The sequence below is a fragment of the Maribacter sp. R77961 genome (assembly GCF_044594925.1).
Taxonomy (GTDB): Bacteria; Bacteroidota; Bacteroidia; order Flavobacteriales; family Flavobacteriaceae; genus Maribacter.
In genome coordinates, this window is record NZ_CP138991.1 from 2,673,863 (window position 1) to 2,695,593 (window position 21,731).

The window sequence follows — 21,731 nt, forward strand, 5'->3', positions numbered from 1 at the left end:
CAGCTCGCCTTTTTTTTAACTTTTAAAGAAGCGTTAAAAAACATTAAATTTTTAAGTTATGCGCTACAGGTATAAACTTCAAAAAGTCATTGTTCTTGGCCACTATAATGTAACTCTTCCCTTGAACATTGATAAGATTTAAATCCTTTACATCCCCATCCATATAAAGTCCACTTTCATTTGAGTCTTGTACTCTAAAATCTCCTTCTCCCATACCTTTTAAGAAGGTTCCGTGACCGGCGTCCGCCCTCGGGGTTTCCACTTCGGAGGCGTAAAGGTTACCACCAAGAATGATATCTTTAATACCATCAGCATCAAAATCGTTTACCAGTATTTGATTGGCCGGAGCTATTTGAGCTCGTATAGGTAAATCTTGACGAACAAATGTATCGCCATTATTAATGAATATAGCACTTTTAAAGGAAGAGACTTTGTAGTGAATGCCGCTTTCAAGTTTTTCTTCGTCATAAACATCTGCCAAGGTAGCCTTAGAAAAGGCATCATAATTTTCGAACTTTTTCTTTATTGATGGCATTTGTTGTGAAGAACATTCTCTTCCCCTAACAGGATATTGTTCCCCATCATTATAGTAACTTAATACAATGTCATTGGTCTTATTTCCATCAAAATCGTTTAGAAAAACATCAAAGGTTTCATTTTCCCTAGCTTTGTACTTGTAATTCTCACCAAGGTTTCCGCCGATCAAGTCCAAGTCGCCGTCTCCATCAACGTCATGAGCCTTTAAGCTAAACCACCAACCTCTGGTACTTTCGTCCAAGCCTAGCGCCTCAGTTGTTTCCTCAAACCCTTCCCCTTTCAGATTTTTGAACATTCTAAGTTTCATCCATTCTCCGGTAACGGCTAAATCTTTCCATCCGTCATTGTCATAATCCATCCATTGTGCAGACGTTACAAGACCCAAACGATTAAGGACAGGAAGCATGTTTTTGGTAGCATCTACAAATTTAGCATTCCCCTTGGTACCCACATTTTCTAAAATATAGCTCGATGCCGGATACGGATAGTTCCCTGGAATAAGCCTACCGCCCACAAAGAGGTCCTTGTCGCCATCTTTATCATAATCACAGGCATAGACCCTACTTCCGCTCGTTATAATCCTTGGGAGGGCGTTTTGGCTTTTTACTAAGTTACCAGCACCCATATTAATATACAATCTATCTTGAAGCAATGGAGAGTTTGGCCCAAACTCGTTACCGCCACTAACGATGTACAAATCATTATCCCCATCGTTATCAGCATCAAAAATGAGAGAACCAATATCCTCGTGCATTCTGTCCTCCAATAATAGTTTAAACTTTTGCTGCTCAAAAGAACCGTCCATGTTTTGATAAAATAGTCCGCCTGGGTATTTAGAGGCAGCTCCTACATAAAAGTCATCCAATCCGTCTCCATTTAAATCACCCACTGTTAATCCAGGCCCAAACTGCGAGGTTTTATGAGGTAATAAGATTTCGTTTTTAAAATCGTCGTAAGTATTCTCCTTATGCTTATAAAGAGCTAAAGTATCCGAGTTACTTTTGAACAATTGATTGGTCGCAATCGTATTTTTAAAGGTACTTTTTGCATCGTCTATCTTAAGCACCAAGGAGTTATTGGCTTTGACTCCTGTAAGTTTTTGTTTTTTAAAATTTGGCCAGACTACGATTAGGCTATCGATGCTATCGTCTTGTCCCAGACCAAAATGGAGTTTCGGAGCTACTGATGATTGAAACCCCCTACTTAAAGTAACTTCTTGGGTTTGATATTTTGAATTATGATACACATGGACTTTAGTTCCTAGGCCATTGTTATTCTTAACGTTTCCTTTAAAAGATAGGGTTATATGATTATTGATTTCCGAACTATGGTTTTGAAATACGGAAACCGTTTTATCTATATTGTTGGTTATCAATTCTAGATCGCCATCATTATCCAAGTCTGCATAAACGGAGCCGTTGGAAAAACCCTTGTCTTCTATACCCCATGCAGAATTTGTTTTTGAAAAGGTTAGATCACCATTATTCTTAAACATAAAATTATCTATGGGTTCTGAAGGAATTCGTTGACTTTTAATCAATAAACTGTCTTTATGTTTCTTCTCCCCTTTTAAACTATTAAAATAATCCTTGTTGTTAATTTCCCTCCGCGTACCATTGGACACGAATAAATCTTTGAAACCGTCGTTATCAAAGTCCGCCAGTAAGGGTCCCCAGCTCCAATCTGTGGAAGAGACCCCGGCCAACCTGGAGATATCCTTAAATTTTGGAACACCGTCCAGGCTATATCCCGTATTCATTTGCAGCGCGTTCTGCATGTATTGGTATTGAAAGCCAACCCGTTCTATATTAGCAAAGAGCTCAGGATTCATACTAGCCATATTAGCTTTAGACCTACGGTTTGTAGCGGCATCCATATCCATCTGTACAATATCTAAGAAACCATCATTATTAAAATCGGCAATATCTACGCCCATTCCGTAAAAAGAAGTGTGGGAAGTCGCATCTTTAATCTCGTCTTTAAAAGTTCCGTCTTTTTGGTTAATGTAAAGGCAGTCGGGAGTTCCAAAATCATTGGAGATATAGAGGTCTGTCCATCCGTCATCATTTAAATCGGAGGCTGTTACACTCAATGAAAGACTATATAATTTTACTCCGGAATCTTCTGTAATCTTTGTAAATTTTCCGCCGTCGTTTCTATAAAGATTATCTGTTTCTATATCGGTAACGCGGTCCATACGCATTTTATAATTATAACTGTTGTATTCAAAAGGTGTAATGGGATAGTTAGCTACATACACATCCAAATCACCATCATTATCAAAATCGAAGAAAGTAGCATCCACACTATTGCCCGCATCGTTTAGTCCATAACTAGCAGCCTGTTCCTCAAAAGAATTATCTCCTTGGTTGATAAAAAGTTGGTTTTGCTTATTTCCAGATTGTCCAGCAACCAAGCAATATATGTCCATAAAACCGTCTCCATTGACATCGGCCATGGTAGTGCCTGTATACCATCTACGATCACCTCCTACTTTAGCATTTAGGGTAACATCATCGAATTCTAGATTTCCCTTATTTAGGTATAGCCTATTTTGCACCATGTTACCGGTAAAAAATAAATCTGTAAGACCATCATTATTGATATCTCCTGCCGACACACCACCACCCATATAGATGTAAGGATAGGTGAAATAATTAATGGTATCGTTTTCTTCCAAACGGTTTTCAAAGCTCAATCCTGAGGTTTTAGATTCGAGCTTAGTGAAAATACGCTGTTCTTTAACGGCTGCCTTGCCATTTTCTTTGTCGACTTTATCGGCACAACCAAAGACAATTAGTACAAGCACTATTCCAAAGGTTCTCCACATACTTTTAATTTTACTCAACAATCGTGATTTGAATACTCCGACAATGACGTCGAAACGATTATAAATTTTACCTTTCATGCCGCAAAAGATTTAGTCATTTGGTTAGCTACTCCCGTTCCAATCCTAAAACTAATAAAAAGATAAATGGGCGAAAATTAAAATTTCCGCCCATTATCACACCTAACTTGACTAACTCAATTTTTTAATACCCTGGATTTTGATCACCCTCGCCTATGGCCGTGTTACTGTCCAGTTCATTTTGCGGTATAGGCATTACCCTATGCACATTGGGGTCATAATTCCGTATCAATCGCAATGATCCGTCCGCATTATTAAAGTTTGCATCCGGGAAGATAGAAAGCTCTTGGTCATCCAAATTCCAACGCACCAGATCATCAAAACGTTGTTGTTCACCACTGAGTTCAACAAATCGCTCATGTACAATGGCATTGAATATTTGTTCCGAAGTGTTTACCGGAAAACCTCTAGCATCCATGGTAGCAGTTCCATATCGTGGCATTTCTGCACGGTCTCTTATTTGATTTAGAAAATCTATTGCGCCTTGGTTGTTATTAAGATTCAGCTCAACTTCCGCTTGCATTAGAATTACGTCGGCATAACGCATGATACGAACATTTACACCACTATTCTCAGATACATCTTGCTCGTCATAAAGCTGACTGAATTTGTACCATACAGGACCTCCAACACATCCAGGGCAAGGAAATTGAAAAGCTTCACCAGGGCCATAGGAATTATCACCATCAATAAGTATCGCTTGTTCCAATCTTGGATCGTCATCTTCGAATTCAGCGATTACTTTAGCCGAAGGTCTAGCATTGGCCCAACCAGTATAATCCTGAGAATGAAAAGTAACTTCCGAAGTTCCGATACCAGTCTGAGACCAACGCTCTGCCTCCGTACCAACCTCTCCATTATAACCGATCTCGAACATGGATTCGTCATTATGTTCACCTGTTTCACTAAAGTTATCTCTATAATTTTCTATAGGAAGTAAACTGTGATTATCCACGTTGCTAAAAGCCTGCTTGGCCTCTGTATACATTTGTCTGTGTAGGTACACCTTTCCTAATAAAGCATATGCAGCTTCCTTAGTCACCCTTCCTACTTCCGTGGTTCCTTTTGGTAGGGTAAGCTGTGTAGATAAGATTAAATCGGCTATCATTTGCTCATAAACTTCAGCTTCAGTAGCTCTTGCCGTATCTTCAGTTGCTGTTTCTACAGTTAGTTTTAAAGGAACTCCCCCAAAACGTTTGACCAAATGATAATAATATAATGCTCTTAAATAATACGCCTGACCAAGTGCATTATCTACATCACCCTGCGTATAATTCGCTGATGTCGAGTTATTTCTCATTCGTTCTTCGTTACTAATAACAAAGTTACAAGCTCCTACACCATTAAAGCAGGAAGTCCAATAAAGTGCAATATTATCAAGTGTAGCATTAAATTCAAATCTATTATACGGTGCAAAGTTTGGATCACCACTAGACACAACTTCATCTGACATGGCATCTGGAAATACATAACCTACACGTTGATACAGGATTTGAAATTGGTTATAACTTGCATTAACGGCCGCCTCAACCTGACTTAGACTTTCGAAGAAAATTTCCGGGTTCAAAGCGTTCGTATTCTCTACTGGAACATCATCATCACACGATGTCTGGAATAATGCAAAGAGAAGCACTAAACCATTCATAAAATAATTCTTGATACTTTTCATCTTTCTAACAATTTATTTATTTAAAATTCCACTTGGATTCCACTTAAGACCGTAATAGGTCTAGGCTGTGCACTTCTATCAATTCCTAAACCATCCACCAAGCCGGCGGCATTATAAAACGGCGCTATCTCCGGGTCTAGTCCAGAATAATTGGTAAAAGTTGCTAAATTCTGCCCTTGTACATAGAAGCGTAATTTCTTAATGATACCATTACCGGACTTGTTAACCATAGTTGTTGGAAATGTATAACCAACAGTTACGTTTCTTAATCTAAGGTAAGAGGCATCCTCAATATACCTACTAGATATTTCATTGTTAATGTTTGAACCGAATCTGAAACGTGGTATATCCGTAATATCACCAGGATTTTGCCATCTACGCAATACCTGCGTACCATAGTTTAATCCATTATCCAAACCTTCGAGGTAAAATATATTACTATTCAACGCATCCACACCTTGCACACCATTGAAAAGCACATCAAAATCCCAGCCTCTGTATTCTGCCCTAAGGTTAACGGCATAGGTAAAATCTGGATTAGGATTACCGATTACATCCCTATCATCCAAAGTAATAAGACCGTCTCCATTAAGGTCTAGGAAACGAACATCACCTGGCTGCACCGGTACGGCGGCAGTAGAATTATTTGGTAATTCGCTATCTATTTGTGCTTGTGTTGAGAAAACACCGTCCGCAACCAATCCAAAAAAGTGAAATGGCGCTTCATTAACAGCCAACCTATTTAAGGCCGATGCAAAAGGTGGGTTGAGACGTGCACGCTCAATAGGTTCTCCCGTGCCACTTAAGCTCTCTACGACATTATCCGCTTTAGTAAGATTAGCCCAAAAATTCCATTTGAACTCTCCCTTATAATCATTATAACCCAATGTTACTTCGTAGCCCTCAACATCTACAATACCAACATTTCTGATTACAGTGGAACCTGTTTGAGAGTTTCCAGGAATACCTGCAGAAGATGGTAATTCTACTGGAATTAATAAATCTTCACTTCTGTTCTTAAAGTAATCTACACTGAATTGTATTTGATCGTAAAGGAATGCCGAACTAAAGCCATAGTTCTGTTTAATTTGTGTTTCCCATCTTAAATCCGGGTTTGCAGCATTATTTGGACTTATACCCGTTGAAGTCTCATTATTTATTGAAGATGGAAGGTTTAGACCTAAAGTGGGCAAAAACTGATTGACAGCATTACCAGTTCGGTTATTTCCGGTTTCACCATAACTGGCCCTTAACTTTAAACTATTCATGGCATCTACTTTAAACCAAGGTTCGTTAGAAACATCCCACCCAAATGATCCGGAAAAGAACCATTGTGATGCGTTTTCGGGAGAAAACCTAGAAGATGTATCGCGTCTTCCCGAAGCGCTAATAGAATACCTATTATCAAACTCGTAACCTCCTAAGAAGAGAATAGAATTCAAATTCTCAGGGATAGAGAATGATGTGGCTCTCGCATTAGGCGAGAAAACTTCTGGGATTTCTGATGAAACCTCATTATTATCCGAAATAGAAGCAGACTCAAAGCGTATCTGTGTCTGTTCTAATACTGCAGATGCATTAACGGAGTGTTTCCCATAGTCTCTATCAAAATTCAAAGTATTCGTAAAAATAGTCTGTGAAGTAGTTTGTCTTGTTTTACCAATAAAATTTATTGGATTCGCAAAACTACCGTCCTCTGCAAAAGCCCTTCTTTCGTTATCTTGCAATAACAAACTAGCATTAAGACCAAACTGCGATCTAAACGTTAGGCCATTTGCAATTTTAAATTTACCATACAAACTGCCTATGGCAGATGAAAATCTAGTTAAGTTATCTTGTGAGTTCTGTATCCTAATTTGGTTTCTAGAATCATTGAGGTCTAAAGAATTAGTCCCTCCAAAAAGACCGGTTTCGGTTCTTACCGGAATATAAGGTGCTTGTCCCAAAATGTTCTGAAAAGGATCTCTACCACCATCACGCTCTGGTAAAGTTGTTTCATTTTGGCTCAAAGAAAGTGTTTGGCCTATTTCTAACCATTCACTGATATTAGCATCGGTATTAATATTAATGGTAGTCCTTGTAAAACCAGTATCGATAAAAACACCATCTTGATCCAATCTTGATACACCGACATTAAAGCGAGCCTTTTCACTACCGCCGTTTACGTTTGCACTAATGTTCAAAATAGGTGCTTGTCTAAAATAGGCATCCTGCCAATTGGTATCAATTCCGTCACCATCAAAATTAGGATTCAAATTTACCCTTCCAATAGGAAAGTCCGGACCACCGTTCTCACCTGTCAAGGCATTTACTTCTCTCGTAAATTGAATATATTGTTCCGTATTCAACACATCATAACGACGGTTGAATTCTTGGATACCTGAGGACATATTAAAAGAAAATGAAGCATTACCAACTTTACCTTTTTTGGTACTTATTAAAATAACACCGTTAGTTCCTCTGGAACCGTAAACAGCAAGAGAAGCAGCATCTTTTAAAACGTCTATTTTCTCTACACTGGCCAAATCAAGACTATTAATACTATTCGTGAATACACCATCAACTACATAAAGTGGCGTACCGTCACCAAAGGTATTTACCCCTCGTATTTGCACCAAGGTCTGTGATCCAGGGGAGCCACCGTTTGTAATGGTAACACCTGCAGCTCGACCTTGTAGAGCTTGTCCAATGTCTGTTGTTGGAAACTCGCTTAATGCTTCTGCCTTAACTACCGAGACAGGTGTGTTTCGTTGCGTTCCATAATTGACGATGACCACCTCATCAAGACTTACCAAATCTTCAATTAACAGGGCGTCAATCCGTGCTTGCCCCGTATACGTAATTTCTTTTGGCTTAAACCCGATATAGGAGAATACCAAAACATCTCCATTAGCTAATTTATCAATCGTATAATTTCCTTCAAAATCGGTGACTACACCAATCTTGGTTCCCTTTACGATAACATTTGCACCAGGCAAGGGCCCATCACTTGCAGTTACGGCCCCAGTAACAACCTGACCTATTGCCTGACTCATCGTGATAAGTAACAGGGCAAAAAATAAGTTCTTTAGCTTCATTTGTTTGATTAGTTAAGTTTTAATAGAAAGTCAAATCATCATCCAAATTATCGTGTATTTCCCGTAGTGGACAGATTTGTCAAGTGCAAGTTAATTTTAACAGGAAGTTAACGGGAACTTATTTGATGCAATAAATATTTCATATGTTGCATTTATTACAACCCTTCTAAATAATTGGGCTCAGAGAGCTTTTAACAACATCTCCCTACACTATTCTGTGCAATGGGAACTAGTTGAAATATATTATTTGCGACCCTTTGGAAGCTCGCCGAATTGCTTTTTATAGCATACCGTGAAGTAAGATGCCGATAAAAACCCCACCTTATGAGCTACTTCACTAACATTTAAATTTTTATCGTTTTGGAAAAGTGTTCTAGATTTTTCTAGACGAACCCTTCTAATGAATTCTATAGGAGAGAGTCCTGTCAACGATTTAATTTTTCGGTAAACTTGGCTTCTACTTAAGCATAGGTGAGAAGATAATTTCTCTACGTTCAAAGACGTATTCTCTATATTTTTTTGAATGTAATCCACCACGTTTTGAATAAACTGATCATTAAAATCCGTTTCTTTTGTATTGATTTCTGGAAGACCCGTTGTAGCGGACTGGTGAAAAAGGCGATTATTTTTCAATAGCAGTTGCTCCAACACCACTTTGAGTTCCTTGGTATTAAAAGGCTTAACAAGATACGCTTCTGCACCAGCTTCACGTCCTTTAATTCTATCCTCTGCAAGGTCTTTTGCAGTGAGGATTACAATAGGAATATGATTTAGGGTAGGATCCTTTTTAATTTTTTCGCTGAATACAATACCGTCCATAAGCGGCATAATTACATCAGTAATTATAATATCCGGACGATGCTCCATAGTTCTTAACCATGCTTCTTGACCATCGGAAGCTAAAATTATTTCATAATCTTGCTCTAATATGGAAACAAGGTAATCCTGTAGATCTACGTTATCCTCGGCGATAAGTAACTTCTTTTTTACTTCTTTCTTTGAGAGAATATCTTCAATGGCATACACTTCAGGTTTTGATTTCAACACCCCCTTGGTGGTAATTTCTTGTAGCGGCTCATCAGATTCCAACAATTGAGAATCTTGAAAAAACGTTTTTCCATAAGGAAGAACAATTTTAAAAATAGAACCTTTCCCCAATTCACTTTCTACCTCTACAGTGCCCTTATGAAGTTCAACAAAACTCTTTACCATTTCTAAACCTATACCTGTACTACCGTAGTAAGATTTATTCAATTCACTAACCTGATAAAACCTTTTAAAAATTTTCTTATAGTCTTTTTGGTCAATTCCAGGACCATTATCTTTTATACGAATCTCAACAACCGGAATTTGTTTTTCTGCACTTATTAAGGGCAATATCTTTTTATCGATTTCGCCTATGCGCACTTGAATTTTACCTTCATTTGGTGTAACCTTAAATGCATTGGACAAAAGATTAAATAATACCTTTTCTAAAATCCCTTTATCTGCCCAAATATTTAAATTCTTCTTTGTATACTTAAGATCTAGACGTATTGCCCTTCTTTTAGATTCTTCATTGAAAAAGCTGAGTATGTTTTTCGTATTCTCCACAAGATTAAACTCATCTACCTGAAGCCTGAACTTATTGGACTGCAATTTCCTGAAATCCATTAATTCATTGATCAATCTTGAAAGTCGCTCTGCATTTTTATTGATGATATGATATTTTTGAGTAGTGGCTTTTGAAATAGTAGTTTCCTTAGAGTCTATTAGCTCTTGTATTGGATTTATAATTAAGGTCAAAGGAGTTCTGAATTCGTGAGAGATATTGGTGAAAAATTGTAGTTTCTGTTTTTGAAGTTCTACTTTTTGCTTTCTTCCTTCACGTTCCAACCTAAAGGTATTTATCTCATTGATTCGTTTTTTATATAAATACATTCCTGAGAACACAACAAGCGAAAAAAGAAGTAAATAAAGCAGGTAAGCCCACACCGTTTTCCACCACGGCGGCAATACCTGGATTTGTAGTATTACCGAGGCCTCGTTCCATTTATTATCGTTATTAGAAGCTTTGAGCTTAAAGGTGTATTCACCAGAAGCAAGATTGGTATAGGTAGCACTTGTTTTAGAATCCACATAATTCCAAGTCTCCTCAAAGCCTTCTAAATAATAAGCGTATTGATTTTTCTCAGGTCTAGTATACGCTATAGCGGCATAGTCAATAGTTAATATGTTTTGATTATGCCTAAGGGTAATACTGTTGGATTCTGGCGTCCAGTGTAAAGCATTAATGCTATCTTTTTTATCAATTTTTCTATTAAAAAGTTTAACATCCTTTAGGTAAGGTTTTGCCAAATGGGGATTATAAGCAATATCTTGTGGCGCTATATAATTTATACCTTTTTTAGTCCCTAAATAGAGGGTGTTATTGTTATCCATTATAAAGGCTCGATCAATCAAATAGTTCTCAAGCAGGCCGTCGTGAGTAGTAAACTTTTCCACCTTACCTGTAGTACGGTTAACTCTCAAAATTCCCTGTTTACTGCTAAGCCAGAGTTCGTTCTTTATAGGTTCATATATAGCATTAACGTAGGTTAAATCATAGTTATCCAGGGCTAACCGTTCAAAATTCTGTCTGTCTTTATTGTAGGAATATAATCCCCCACCGTTAGTACCGCACCAAACCGTTCCATCTTGGGTTTCATAAATATCCAATATTCGATTAGAACTTGGATGACCTCCGAATTTCGAAGAAATCGCATTGCCATGGGCAATGACCTTAAAATCATTTTCATTGCTCATTTCTATGTGGTACAATCCAGAGGAAGTACCTATCCAAATATTGCCGTTACTATCATGATGTATAACTCGTACATCTCTTTCCGCAATTCCCGAATTCTTATAGGACTCGCTGGAAGGTGCTTTAATTTGATTGGTTTTTGGATCTAAATAAAAAACACCTTTTAAGAATGAACCTATCCACACTCTTCCGAAGGCATCTTCCGTGAAACAGTGTATCTTATTAGTCGTAAGCGCACCAGAGGTATTCTCACTAGTAAAATTTATAAATGTTTTACCTCCCTTTTTCAAAAGATATATTCCTTCTCCCCACGTTGCTAGCCAAATATTACCTTTACTATCAGCAAATACATCCTCTAAGTAAATACCCTCTTTTAAACCCTTATAGATAGAACCAGAACTACCATATACGTTAGTAATTTTTTTTGTTTGGGTGTCCAGGATATCAATACGGTTATTAGCTTGGGTAATCCAAAGGTTGCCATTTTCAGTTTTAGCGAAAGCCCTTATATCATTGGCTTGGATTCTTCTATCGGCATCCTCGTTTAAAATAGATTTGAACTTTTTGTAATGTTCATCAAAGAAGCCAAGCCCGTTTTCATAGTATCCTAACCAAAGTCTATTTTCTCCATCGAATAATATGGACCAAACGGAATTTGAACTTATACTGCGAACATCCCGAACATCTTGCCTATAATGTTTAACTATAGTACCCGTAAGGTCTAAAATAACCAGTCCTTCATTTTCAACAGCTACAAACACATGGTCCATGCCACTAGTAATAGCCATAGTGGTACTTTCTACAATAGCTAACTTTGTGAAAGATGTCCTTACCTTTTTTAAATCAGCCATAAACACCCCACTTCTTAAAGTACCTATCCAAAGGTTTTCTCTTTTATCAAGGTGTAGTTTTGTGATATGAGGGACGTTATTAAGGTTAGAAATTGATAAATCCTGTATCTCTCCTCTGTTTAAATAATGTTCTAATTTAAGCCCTTGGTTCGTTGCTATATACAAATTTCCCTTTGTAGAATACTGTAGGTCCAATATAGGAACTCCGCTTAATCCATAATTTTTTATAGATGCATTCTCACCATCAACCTCCTTGATACCATCATAAGTACCGATAAGTAATTTTCCTTTATACTCGGCAAAACACAACACACTCGTATAGTTCTCGCTCTTTAAATTCCCCACTCTTGTTTCAATTCTTACAAAAGAGTTCTGTCTATCATCGTAGCTACTTAAACCTGCATCTGTACCTATCCATAATCTCCCAGAACTATCTAGGAATAAGGAGCTAATAGAATTACTATTTATGCTATTCTCATCCGTTAAATCGTGACCATAATACGTATAGGATAGACCATTAAACTTATATAGCCCCGCGCCATCCGTTCCTATCCAGATAAATCCGAATTTATCTTTGACCATAGTAGTTATGGGGCGTTGAAAAATATTCTCCTTGACCACATTAAATTCTAAAGCATTGAAGTCAATTTGAGAAGCGACTTCTCTTGAATTTATCAAAAAAGCTAATAGAAATATAAGCTGTAAAACCTTGGAGTATTTTATTTTAACCTTTACCATTCCCAATTCAATTAGCTTGTCAATTAAAGGTATTTCGAATCTAATAAAAATAAAATTTGTAGCATTTTAGGCTTCAAATGTTGCAAACACCTTTCTTAAGAATGTCAATAAGCGCTTCTAAGAAAGTAAAAAGTTATATTGTATTCATTATATCTAAAATAAACCAAACTATGAAATTTTTTACGGTACGATTAGTCTTTTTCGTAACAGTCCTATCCTTCCTAGCCTCTTGCGATAGAGACAGAGGGTTTGATGCCATTTTAAATGAAGGTCCGGCACCCAGCGAAGTGCAGGCAAATATCGTCTTTGAAAATGATGAAGCTCCATTTTTAGTAACCATTACTCCTACTGCAAAAGGAGCAACTGCGTTTGAGGTCTTGTCCGGTATTCCTGGAGAAGCACCAGTCGCGATTGGGTTACAACAAGCAATTAGCTTTACTTATCCGGAGGCAGAAGAAAACTTTTTTGTTACACTTAGGGCAATAGCTCCAAATGGCCGCATAACAGAAGAAACGTTTGAAGTTGTGCCACCAGCAGACCCATGTACACAGATATTCAGTGCGCCCGTAACCTTTGATAGCGGTAATGAACCAGCATTCTTTTTTGGGTTTAATGGCGCTGAGGTAGAAGTTGTTCCTAACCCAGACCCTTCTGGTGCAAATACAGAAGATTCTAATGTATTGCAGATAACACAAGATGGCGGTGGTAATTTTGATGGATTTGGAGTTCAAATGACTGGCCCCGCATTATTTACCTCGACAGATAAAGTGGTGCGATTAAATTTCTGGTCAGATGTAGAACTACCTATTAGACTAACGGTACAACAAGACCCTAATAATACAACAGAGCGTGAAGCAGAAGTAAATTTAATCCACACAGGAACCGGATGGGAAGAGCTTCGTTTTGACTTTGCTAATGCCATAGCAGGTTTTACCGGTAATCCTGATGGTGCTCTAGGAATTGCCGATGGTGCAAGTTTTGTGCCTACCGGAGACTACATTAGATTTCAAATGTTTATAAGCCCTGGTGATGACGTGGCAGGAACATTTTTCTTGGACAATGTTGGTATTTGTGAAGGTGGTGGTGTGGCGCCTCCTGAAGAACCAATGGAGGAAGAAATGGAGGCCTGTGCTAGAATTTTTGACGCCCCAATTACATTTGAGAACGGCGAAGAATTTTTCGGATTCAACGGTGTTGATGTCCAAGTAGTACCAAATCCTGATGTATCTGGTGCTAATCCCAATGCTACCAACGTACTGGAAATCGTACAGGATGGCGGGGGTAATTTTGATGGTTTTGGAACCGTATTAGAAACCCCAGTAGATTTTAGTGGTGAAGACAAAATAGTACGAGCGCTCATATGGTCTACTTCCGCCGTGACCTTTAGATTAAATATGCAGCAAAATCCTACGAATAACGAAACAGAACGCGAAGTTGAAGTTGCCGCAGCTCATGGCGGAACGGGATGGGAAGAACTTCTTTTTGATTTTGCCAATGGATTAGCAGGATTTGTTGACACAGGTGAAGTATTAGGTGTTGCTACTGGGGCGCCTTTTGTGCCCACAGGTCAGTACAATCAGCCTACCTTCTTTATAGCACCCGGAGAAGACGTTTCCGGAACATTTTATCTAGACAACCTTGGTGCATGCCCAGGAGACGATACCACTTCGTCGGATAACCCTATGGATGAGGAAGAAGAGGAAATGGACACCTGCGTTTCAATTTTCGATAGTCCTATTACTTTGGAGAATGGTGAAGAGTTTTTTGGGTTTAATGGTGTAACCGTACAGGTGGTGCAAAACCCAGACCAGTCAGGAGCAAATCCGAACGCCACTAATGTTTTGGAAGTAGTCCAAGATGGAGGAGGTAATTTTGACGGATTCGGCACCGTACTGTCAACTCCTCTAGATTTCAGTAATGAGAATAAAATGGTAAGTGTCTTGGTGTGGTCGACTACTTCCGTAACCTTTAGGTTAAATATGCAACAAAACCCTACCAATAATGAAACAGAAAGAGAAGTAGAAGTTGGTGTGCAACATGGTGGAACCGGATGGGAAGAACTAACCTTTGATTTTGCTAATGCGGTCGCAGCTTTTGCTAACGGAGGTGAAGCTTTAGGAATAGCAAATGGTGAAGCTTTTGCCCCAACGGGGCAATACAATCAACCTACTTTCTTTATAGCTCCTGGTGAGGACGTATCGGGAACGTTCTACATAGACAACCTTGGAGCATGTCCTGGTGATGATACCAGTGCATCAGAAGAGGAAGAGGAAACGGATCCATGCGCTGCTATTTTTGGAAGTCCGTTGACTTTTGAAAATGGGGAAGAATTTTTTGGATTTAATGGAGTAACGGTTCAAGTAGTTCCTAATCCAGATCAGACGGGTGCAAATCCAAATGCAACCAATGTTCTAGAGGTAGTACAGGATGGCGGTGGCAATTTTGATGGATTTGGCACAGTACTTTCTACCCCTGCTGATTTTAGTGCTGAAAACAAGGTGGTGAGAGTTCTGGTTTGGTCTAGCGCCGCAGTGACCTTTAGACTGAATATGCAACAAAACCCCAACAATAATGAAACGGAACGAGAAGTAGAAGTTGGTGTAGCGCATGGCGGAACAGGATGGGAAGAACTTAGATTCGATTTTTCCACTGCAGTAGCAGGTTTTGCTGACGGAGGAGCATTAGGCATTGACACCGGAGCGCCTTTTGCACCCACAGGACAATACAACCAGCCTACCTTCTTTATAGCACCAGGTGAAGATGTTTCTGGGACATTCTATATTGATAACCTCGGGTCTTGTCCGGAATAAAATTAAACATTGACAATTAACTTTATATAAAATTAAAAGGGTGAGCTATTACTAAATTAACTCACCCTTTAACTTAAAACGCCAATAATCCTTTTTTGCCTCTAATACCATTACACCAAATCGGTATGAAACATTACTATGCAATACTTTAAAAGATAGATACAATCATGAATATTACAATGGCTAAGGTAATGCTCTCGACTATTCTAGTTTTTCTCATGCAATTGACTTTTGCTCAACAAGAAACTACCTATTTAATTACCGATTTTGACGGAGGGGGCATATTACCCAATGAGTGGCAATCTTATGGTGATTTAGGTTCACATGGGGTTGTTAGTGCTAAGCCGAATAGTGATGGCAAATTCTACGAACAAATCTGGAACGGCAAAAAAGACGAAGGTTACATTGTAAGCCAATCCGATATCACGTTCAGGATTATCCCAAAAAAGAAACTGAAAGAAAAAACTATAACCAATGTTTTCCTCAGAATGGACATTAATTGTGGAGGAGCACCTGGCACAAAAATAAATATTGTTCTAGTGGATGGACCTAACGATTGCTGCACCAACGATGTAAATTGGCAGTATTCCTTTGTGAAGAACACTTGTGAATGGGAAACCATCGAAATAAATTTAGCTGAATTCGGCTATGCCTATGACCCGAACAATCACGAAAAAAGCATTGATATTACAAAAGTTGGAAGAGTTAAAATAGGTGTGGATATTTTTTCCGGCACTGAAAGGCAAATCGTTCAATTTGATAATGTTGCGCTAGTCGTAAAGGACAAAGTAGAAGTTACCGGGTATGATGATAGTACAAGTATACCGGAAAATTCAAGACTAAAAAGTACCGCAAAAGATTTTTTAGTAGGTATAGCGGTAAATCCGTCACGGGTACAAGACACTGATTACAGTGCTTTGTATACCAAGGAATTTAATAGCGTTACAGCAGAGAATGCCATGAAGATGAGAAGTATCTTCAAAGGCATAGATGAAGAAGGAAATCTTAGTTTGGATTGGACAAATTCTGACCTCATCGTGGATTTCGCACAAGCCAATGACATGAACATTCATGGGCACACACTAGTATGGCATGAGAGCACGCCTGACTTTTTAAAGACTTTTGAGGGAACCAATCAAGAATTTGAGTCCATCATAGAGAAATACATCACAGCTGTAGTAACACGATATAAAGGTAAAATTGATTCTTGGGATGTCGTAAATGAGGCTATTGCAGATGGCACTTCAGATTTTAGAGAATCCGTATTCCTAGAACGTATGGGGACGGATTACGTAAAAAAATGTTTCCAATTCGCAAGAAATGCGGACAAAGAGGTAAAATTGTTCTACAATGATTATAATTTAGTTTTCGATTCGAAAAAACAAAAAGGAGCTTTTGCAATTGTTGATGACTTAATCAATAGTAGCTTAATTGATGGGATAGGATATCAAATGCATATTGATTATAATTTTCCGAACAAACTCGCCTTGAAAACGGCAACAGACCTCATTGTAGACCGGAAGCTTTTGGTTCATTTTTCAGAATTGGATGTAAAAACGAACCCTAAAGGAAGTATTAAAGAGTTTTCCGAAAAAAGAGATATGGAGCAGGCTCAAAAAGTCTATGAAGTAGTAGAGGTTTACAATGCCATTCCTAATGAATACAAATATGCCTTAACAATTTGGGGACTTAAGGATGATGACTCCTGGGTTACGCCACGTTACGGTTTTCCGGATTGGCCATTGTTATTTGACAGCTCATTTGGCAAAAAGAAGGCTTATTCGGCTTTTATACAGGCATTACAAAACTAATTCAAGTACAGCGTAACACCATGCCATCAAAAACATACTTCTAAATATTTAAATCTAAACCATCTAATTTCATGAACCATTTAAAGTATATACTGCGGGTACTGTTCCTATTTCTATTTCTTGCAGGTTGTTCAGAATCCAAAAATAATAGCACGGAAAACCAAACGTACGAAAAGCCCAATTTTGAGGAGCAGGCCAAAGACCTAGTTGCTCAAATGACTTTAGAGGAAAAGGTATCTCAAATGCATTACGAGTCTCCCGGCATTCCTCGATTAAATATTCCTGAATACAATTGGTGGAACGAGTGTTTGCACGGCGTGGGCAGAGCTGGTAAAGCAACGGTATATCCACAAGCAATAGGATTAGCGGCTACATTTGACACGGATAACATGTCTAAGATTTCGACTATAATTTCTGATGAAGCTCGCGCTAAGCATCATGACTTTGCATCTCGTGGAAAAAGAGGAATCTATCAGGGACTAACCTATTGGACCCCCAATATTAATATTTTTCGTGACCCAAGATGGGGTCGCGGCATGGAAACCTATGGCGAAGACCCTTATTTGGCCGGAGAAATGGCCGTTAAATTTATAAAAGGTTTACAAGGAGATGACCCTAATTATCTAAAACTCGTAGCAACTGCAAAGCATTTTGCGGTACACAGTGGGCCAGAAGCAGATAGGCATCGGTTCAATGCCGTTCCAAGTCCTCAAGATTTTTTAAATACCTATAGTCCTCATTTTGAAAAAGTAGTAAAAGAAGCGGGTGTTTACTCTATTATGTGTGCTTACAACAGTTATAACGGCCAACCTTGTTGTGGAAATCAAGAACTGAGCAATTTATTGCGTAGCGAGTGGGGTTTTGACGGTTACATTGTGTCCGATTGTTGGGCTATTCGAGATTTTTATGATGACAATGCGCATGACATAAGCGCGGACGCAAAAGAAGCATCAGCCGTAGCGGTTAAGGCGGGGACAGATTTAAATTGTGGAAGCTCTTACCCAGCCTTGGTAAAGGCAGTTGAAGATGGTTTGATAAGCGAAGCAGAACTAGATGTGTCTTTAAAAAGATTAATGGTTGCCCGCTTAAAATTAGGATTATTGGCCCCTGAAGGAACGGTAAAATATGCCGATATACCCTATAGTGTAGTAGATTCAGAAGAACATAGAGAATCTGCACTAGAAACCGCACGTAAATCTATGGTGCTCTTAAAAAATGAGAATAAACTCCTCCCTTTAGACAAAAATAAGATTAAAAAAATTGCTGTCATCGGTTCTAATGCTAACGATTTAGAGGTGCTATTAGGTAATTACAATGGATACCCTACAAACCCAGTTACTCCTTTGGAGGGCATCAAGCAAAAACTGCCCGGAGCTGAAGTTTCCTATGCAATAGGGTGTAAATTGGCAGAAGGTTTACCAGTTTTTGAAGCGATGCCAAAATCTGTTTTATTTACAGATAACTCTTTAAAGACAAATGGATTAAAAGGAGAATATTATGGCAACACTTCTTTTGAAGGCACTCCGGCACATACACGTGTGGACAAAACGGTAGACTTTACCTGGAGAACTACGCCACCGTTCAAAGACATGAATCCAGACACCTATTCCGTTAAATGGTCCGGAGTACTTTCCGTAGATAAAACTGGAAATTACGCACTTGGCGGAGAAGCTTTCTCTTCCATGAAATTATTTTTAGATGACGAATTACTGTTGGAAAGAAACGACGTACATCATCCAAAAAAGATATACGAATATGTAAAGTTACAGGCGGGTAAAAAGTATAAGATACGTTTTGAGTGTGTCCAGAACAATACGGACCATTCTATAATGAGACTACTGTGGGAAGCTCCGAATAACAATTTAGAATCAGAAGCGTTGGCTATTGCAAATGACGCAGATGCCGTTATCCTTTGTATGGGGATAAGTCCGCTGTTAGAAGGTGAAGAAATGAAAGTTAAAGTAGATGGTTTTTCTGGTGGAGACCGTGTACATACTAAACTGCCGAGAACACAATCGGAGTTAATCAAAAAAATTAAGGCGCTAGGAAAGCCAACAATTCTAGTCTTGCTGAATGGTAGCGCATTATCAATTAATTGGGAAAACGACAACATACCGGCTATTATAGAAGCTTGGTATCCTGGTCAAGCAGGTGGTACGGCCATTGCCGATGTTATTTTTGGAGATTATAATCCTTCGGGGAGATTACCGGTAACTTTCTATAAAGATATTAATGATATTCCCGCTTTCAGTGACTATAAGATGAAGGGTAAAACCTATCGATACTTTAAAGGAGAACCATTATATGAGTTTGGCTACGGTCTTAGTTATACCAAATTTCAATACAGCAACATTGAAATACCGAACAACCTAGAAGCAGGCAATGACCTCACCGTAAAGGTTGATGTAGAAAATATAGGGGATTTACAAGGAGAGGAAGTTGTCCAAGTATATGTGCACAATGCTAACGCGGATGAATTTAATCCTCATAAAACATTAGCCTCATTCGAACGGGTTTCTTTTGCTCCAGGAGAAAAGAAAACCTTGACCTTTACTATTGACAAAGAGCAGATGAGTGCTGTAAATAGTGATGGTGAAAAAGTAATGATTCCAGGAAATTATAACATTTCCATTGGCGGCGCACAACCTTCAAAAACTCGAATCGAAGAGGGCTCGGTTATAATTCAGGAATTAAATGTTTCAGGGAGTACTGTCAAGATTTAAGAGGTTTCCTTTATCTTTTGAAATTGAAAAAGCGGTATTATTAAGATGATATGAAAATTGTTGGTAACTAAAGCACCAGCGGTTAAAAACTAAAGAAGAGAGTTATTTTATTATAATAATTAATTAGAGAGCGTATGGAATCCGTTATGGAATTTGGTGATTGGATTGTTTTAGGATTGTATTTCCTGATCTTAGTTGGTGTCGCTGTGTGGGTAGTCCTTCAAAAGAACAAAGATACAGAGGACTACTTTTTAGCAGGTAGAAATGTAGGATGGTTTGTTATCGGAGCATCTATTTTCGCATCCAATATTGGCTCTGAACACGTTGTAGGATTGGCCGGAACAGGTTTTGAGTCAGGTACGCCCATGGCCCATTACGAATTGCACGCTTGGATAGTATTGCTTTTAGGTTGGTTGTTCCTTCCTTTTTACATTCGCAGTGGTGCATTTACGATGCCAGAATTCCTTGAGAAAAGATTTGATAGCCGTTCGCGATGGTTCTTATCCATTTTTTCACTTGTTGGATATGTAATCACTAAAGTATCTGTAACTATATATGCCGGTGGTATTGTTGTTTCAGAATTGTTAGGGGTATCCTTTTGGGGTGGCGCCATAGGCATCGTAATCTTTACTGGTATCTATACTATTGTTGGGGGAATGAAAGCTGTTATCTATACAGAGACCCTACAAACGATTATTTTAATCTTAGGATCATTGATTATCACCTTTTTAGGGCTCCAAGAAATTGGTGGCTGGAACGCAATGACCGAAACTGTAAAAGAAGTAAGTCCACAACATTTTAATATGTGGCGACCCATGACCGACCCCGATTTTCCGTGGACCGGATTACTCATAGGAGGAACAATTGTAGGTATTTGGTATTGGTGTACAGACCAATACATCGTTCAGCGTACCTTAGCTGCCAACAATATTAAGATTGGGCGTAGAGGTGCTATTTTTGGAGCATACTTAAAAATACTACCCATTTTTATATTTCTTATTCCAGGTATCATTGCTTTTGCATTGACCATTCAAAACCCTGAACTTTTTAGCGTAGAAAAAGCGGACCGTGCTTTCCCTATGTTGGTAAAGACCTTATTACCAGTTGGTTTAAAAGGATTGGTCGCCGGTGGACTTATTGCTGCGTTAATGAGTTCATTAGCATCCGTTTTTAATTCGTGCTCTACAATTTTCACCATAGACATCTATAAAAAGATAATGCCACAAAAGAGTGAAAAACAGTTGCTTAAGATAGGTAAAGTAGCAACTGGTGTTATTGTTGTTCTTGGAATTTTATGGATTCCGATAATGGAAAAAATTGGAGGCGGCGTTATGTACCAGTACCTCCAAAATGTACAATCCTATATTGCTCCACCGGTTACAACGGTTTTTCTACTAGGAATTATCTGGAAAAGGGTGAATTCTACTGCAGCCATTACCACCCTTATGAGTGGATTAGGGCTTCTTATCGCTAGGCTGGGTAGTGAGATATACTACCAGCCAGCAATTGAACATTTTAAACAAACAGGAGAACAATTGGCATCTGGTTTCATGTACACCTTTGCAACAATAAACTTTGCGCACATGGCAATTTTTATGTTTATTTTTTCTGTGGCCTTATGTATAGGAACGTCATTGGCTACCACTGCACCAAACTATGAAACCATAAAAGGCTTGTCTTTTGGAACATTGAGTGCTGAGGATAAGCAATTAGCAAAGAAAAGCTACGATACTATTGATGTAGTCTTATCCGTTTTATTAGTGGTTATTGTCATAGGAATACTCATGTATTTTACGGGTTGATTTTTTTTTCTTCTTCCGTACGA

General features: G+C 38.5%; 8 protein-coding genes. 4 read left to right on the forward strand and 4 right to left on the reverse strand.

From position 1 onward, the window contains the following. Nucleotides 1-43: 43 nt before the first annotated feature. The 4 genes from SJY09_RS11515 to SJY09_RS11530 form a co-directional block, all read right to left on the reverse strand. Nucleotides 44-3,445, reverse strand: a complete 3,402-nt coding sequence (locus SJY09_RS11515; RefSeq protein WP_396635865.1) for an FG-GAP-like repeat-containing protein — start codon at nucleotides 3,443-3,445, stop codon at nucleotides 44-46. Between the two features lie 124 nt (nucleotides 3,446-3,569). After that, nucleotides 3,570-5,114: a RagB/SusD family nutrient uptake outer membrane protein gene (locus tag SJY09_RS11520; protein WP_396635866.1), complete on the reverse strand. Its 1,545-nt coding sequence runs from the start codon at nucleotides 5,112-5,114 to the stop codon at nucleotides 3,570-3,572. A gap of 20 nt (nucleotides 5,115-5,134) precedes the next feature. Beyond that, nucleotides 5,135-8,191: a SusC/RagA family TonB-linked outer membrane protein gene (locus SJY09_RS11525; protein ID WP_396635867.1), complete on the reverse strand. Its 3,057-nt coding sequence runs from the start codon at nucleotides 8,189-8,191 to the stop codon at nucleotides 5,135-5,137. Between the two features lie 243 nt (nucleotides 8,192-8,434). Next, the gene (locus SJY09_RS11530) at nucleotides 8,435-12,562 is read right to left on the reverse strand and encodes a two-component regulator propeller domain-containing protein (RefSeq protein WP_396635868.1); all 4,128 of its coding nucleotides are present in this window, start codon (nucleotides 12,560-12,562) and stop codon (nucleotides 8,435-8,437) included. Between the two features lie 170 nt (nucleotides 12,563-12,732). Between SJY09_RS11530 and SJY09_RS11535 the strand changes: the two genes are divergently transcribed. The 4 genes from SJY09_RS11535 (at nucleotide 12,733) to SJY09_RS11550 (ending at nucleotide 21,708) form a co-directional block, all read left to right on the forward strand. After that, on the forward strand, nucleotides 12,733-15,372 hold the full coding sequence (locus tag SJY09_RS11535) for a hypothetical protein (RefSeq protein WP_396635869.1): 2,640 nt from the start codon (nucleotides 12,733-12,735) through the stop codon (nucleotides 15,370-15,372). Between the two features lie 167 nt (nucleotides 15,373-15,539). Beyond that, complete coding sequence (locus SJY09_RS11540; protein ID WP_396635870.1) at nucleotides 15,540-17,183, forward strand: endo-1,4-beta-xylanase; 1,644 nt, start codon at nucleotides 15,540-15,542, stop codon at nucleotides 17,181-17,183. 71 nt (nucleotides 17,184-17,254) lie between these two features. Continuing rightward, nucleotides 17,255-19,906, forward strand: a complete 2,652-nt coding sequence (locus tag SJY09_RS11545; protein ID WP_396635871.1) for a glycoside hydrolase family 3 C-terminal domain-containing protein — start codon at nucleotides 17,255-17,257, stop codon at nucleotides 19,904-19,906. A 134-nt stretch (nucleotides 19,907-20,040) separates the two neighbouring features. Beyond that, the gene (locus SJY09_RS11550; protein WP_396635872.1) at nucleotides 20,041-21,708 is read left to right on the forward strand and encodes a sodium:solute symporter; all 1,668 of its coding nucleotides are present in this window, start codon (nucleotides 20,041-20,043) and stop codon (nucleotides 21,706-21,708) included. The last annotated feature ends 23 nt before the right edge of the window (nucleotides 21,709-21,731 follow it).

Excerpts from the sequence above, each read along its gene's own strand:
- SJY09_RS11525 (WP_396635867.1), bottom strand. The coding sequence starts at position 8,191 with ATGAAGCTAAAGAACTTATTTTTTGCCCTGTTACTTATCACGATGAGT.
- SJY09_RS11535 (WP_396635869.1), top strand. The coding sequence starts at position 12,733 with ATGAAATTTTTTACGGTACGATTAGTCTTTTTCGTAACAGTCCTATCC.
- SJY09_RS11550 (WP_396635872.1), top strand. The coding sequence starts at position 20,041 with ATGGAATCCGTTATGGAATTTGGTGATTGGATTGTTTTAGGATTGTAT.
- SJY09_RS11515 (WP_396635865.1), bottom strand. The coding sequence starts at position 3,445 with ATGAAAGGTAAAATTTATAATCGTTTCGACGTCATTGTCGGAGTATTC.
- SJY09_RS11530 (WP_396635868.1), bottom strand. The coding sequence starts at position 12,562 with ATGGTAAAGGTTAAAATAAAATACTCCAAGGTTTTACAGCTTATATTT.
- SJY09_RS11545 (WP_396635871.1), top strand. The coding sequence starts at position 17,255 with ATGAACCATTTAAAGTATATACTGCGGGTACTGTTCCTATTTCTATTT.
- SJY09_RS11540 (WP_396635870.1), top strand. The coding sequence starts at position 15,540 with ATGAATATTACAATGGCTAAGGTAATGCTCTCGACTATTCTAGTTTTT.
- SJY09_RS11520 (WP_396635866.1), bottom strand. The coding sequence starts at position 5,114 with ATGAAAAGTATCAAGAATTATTTTATGAATGGTTTAGTGCTTCTCTTT.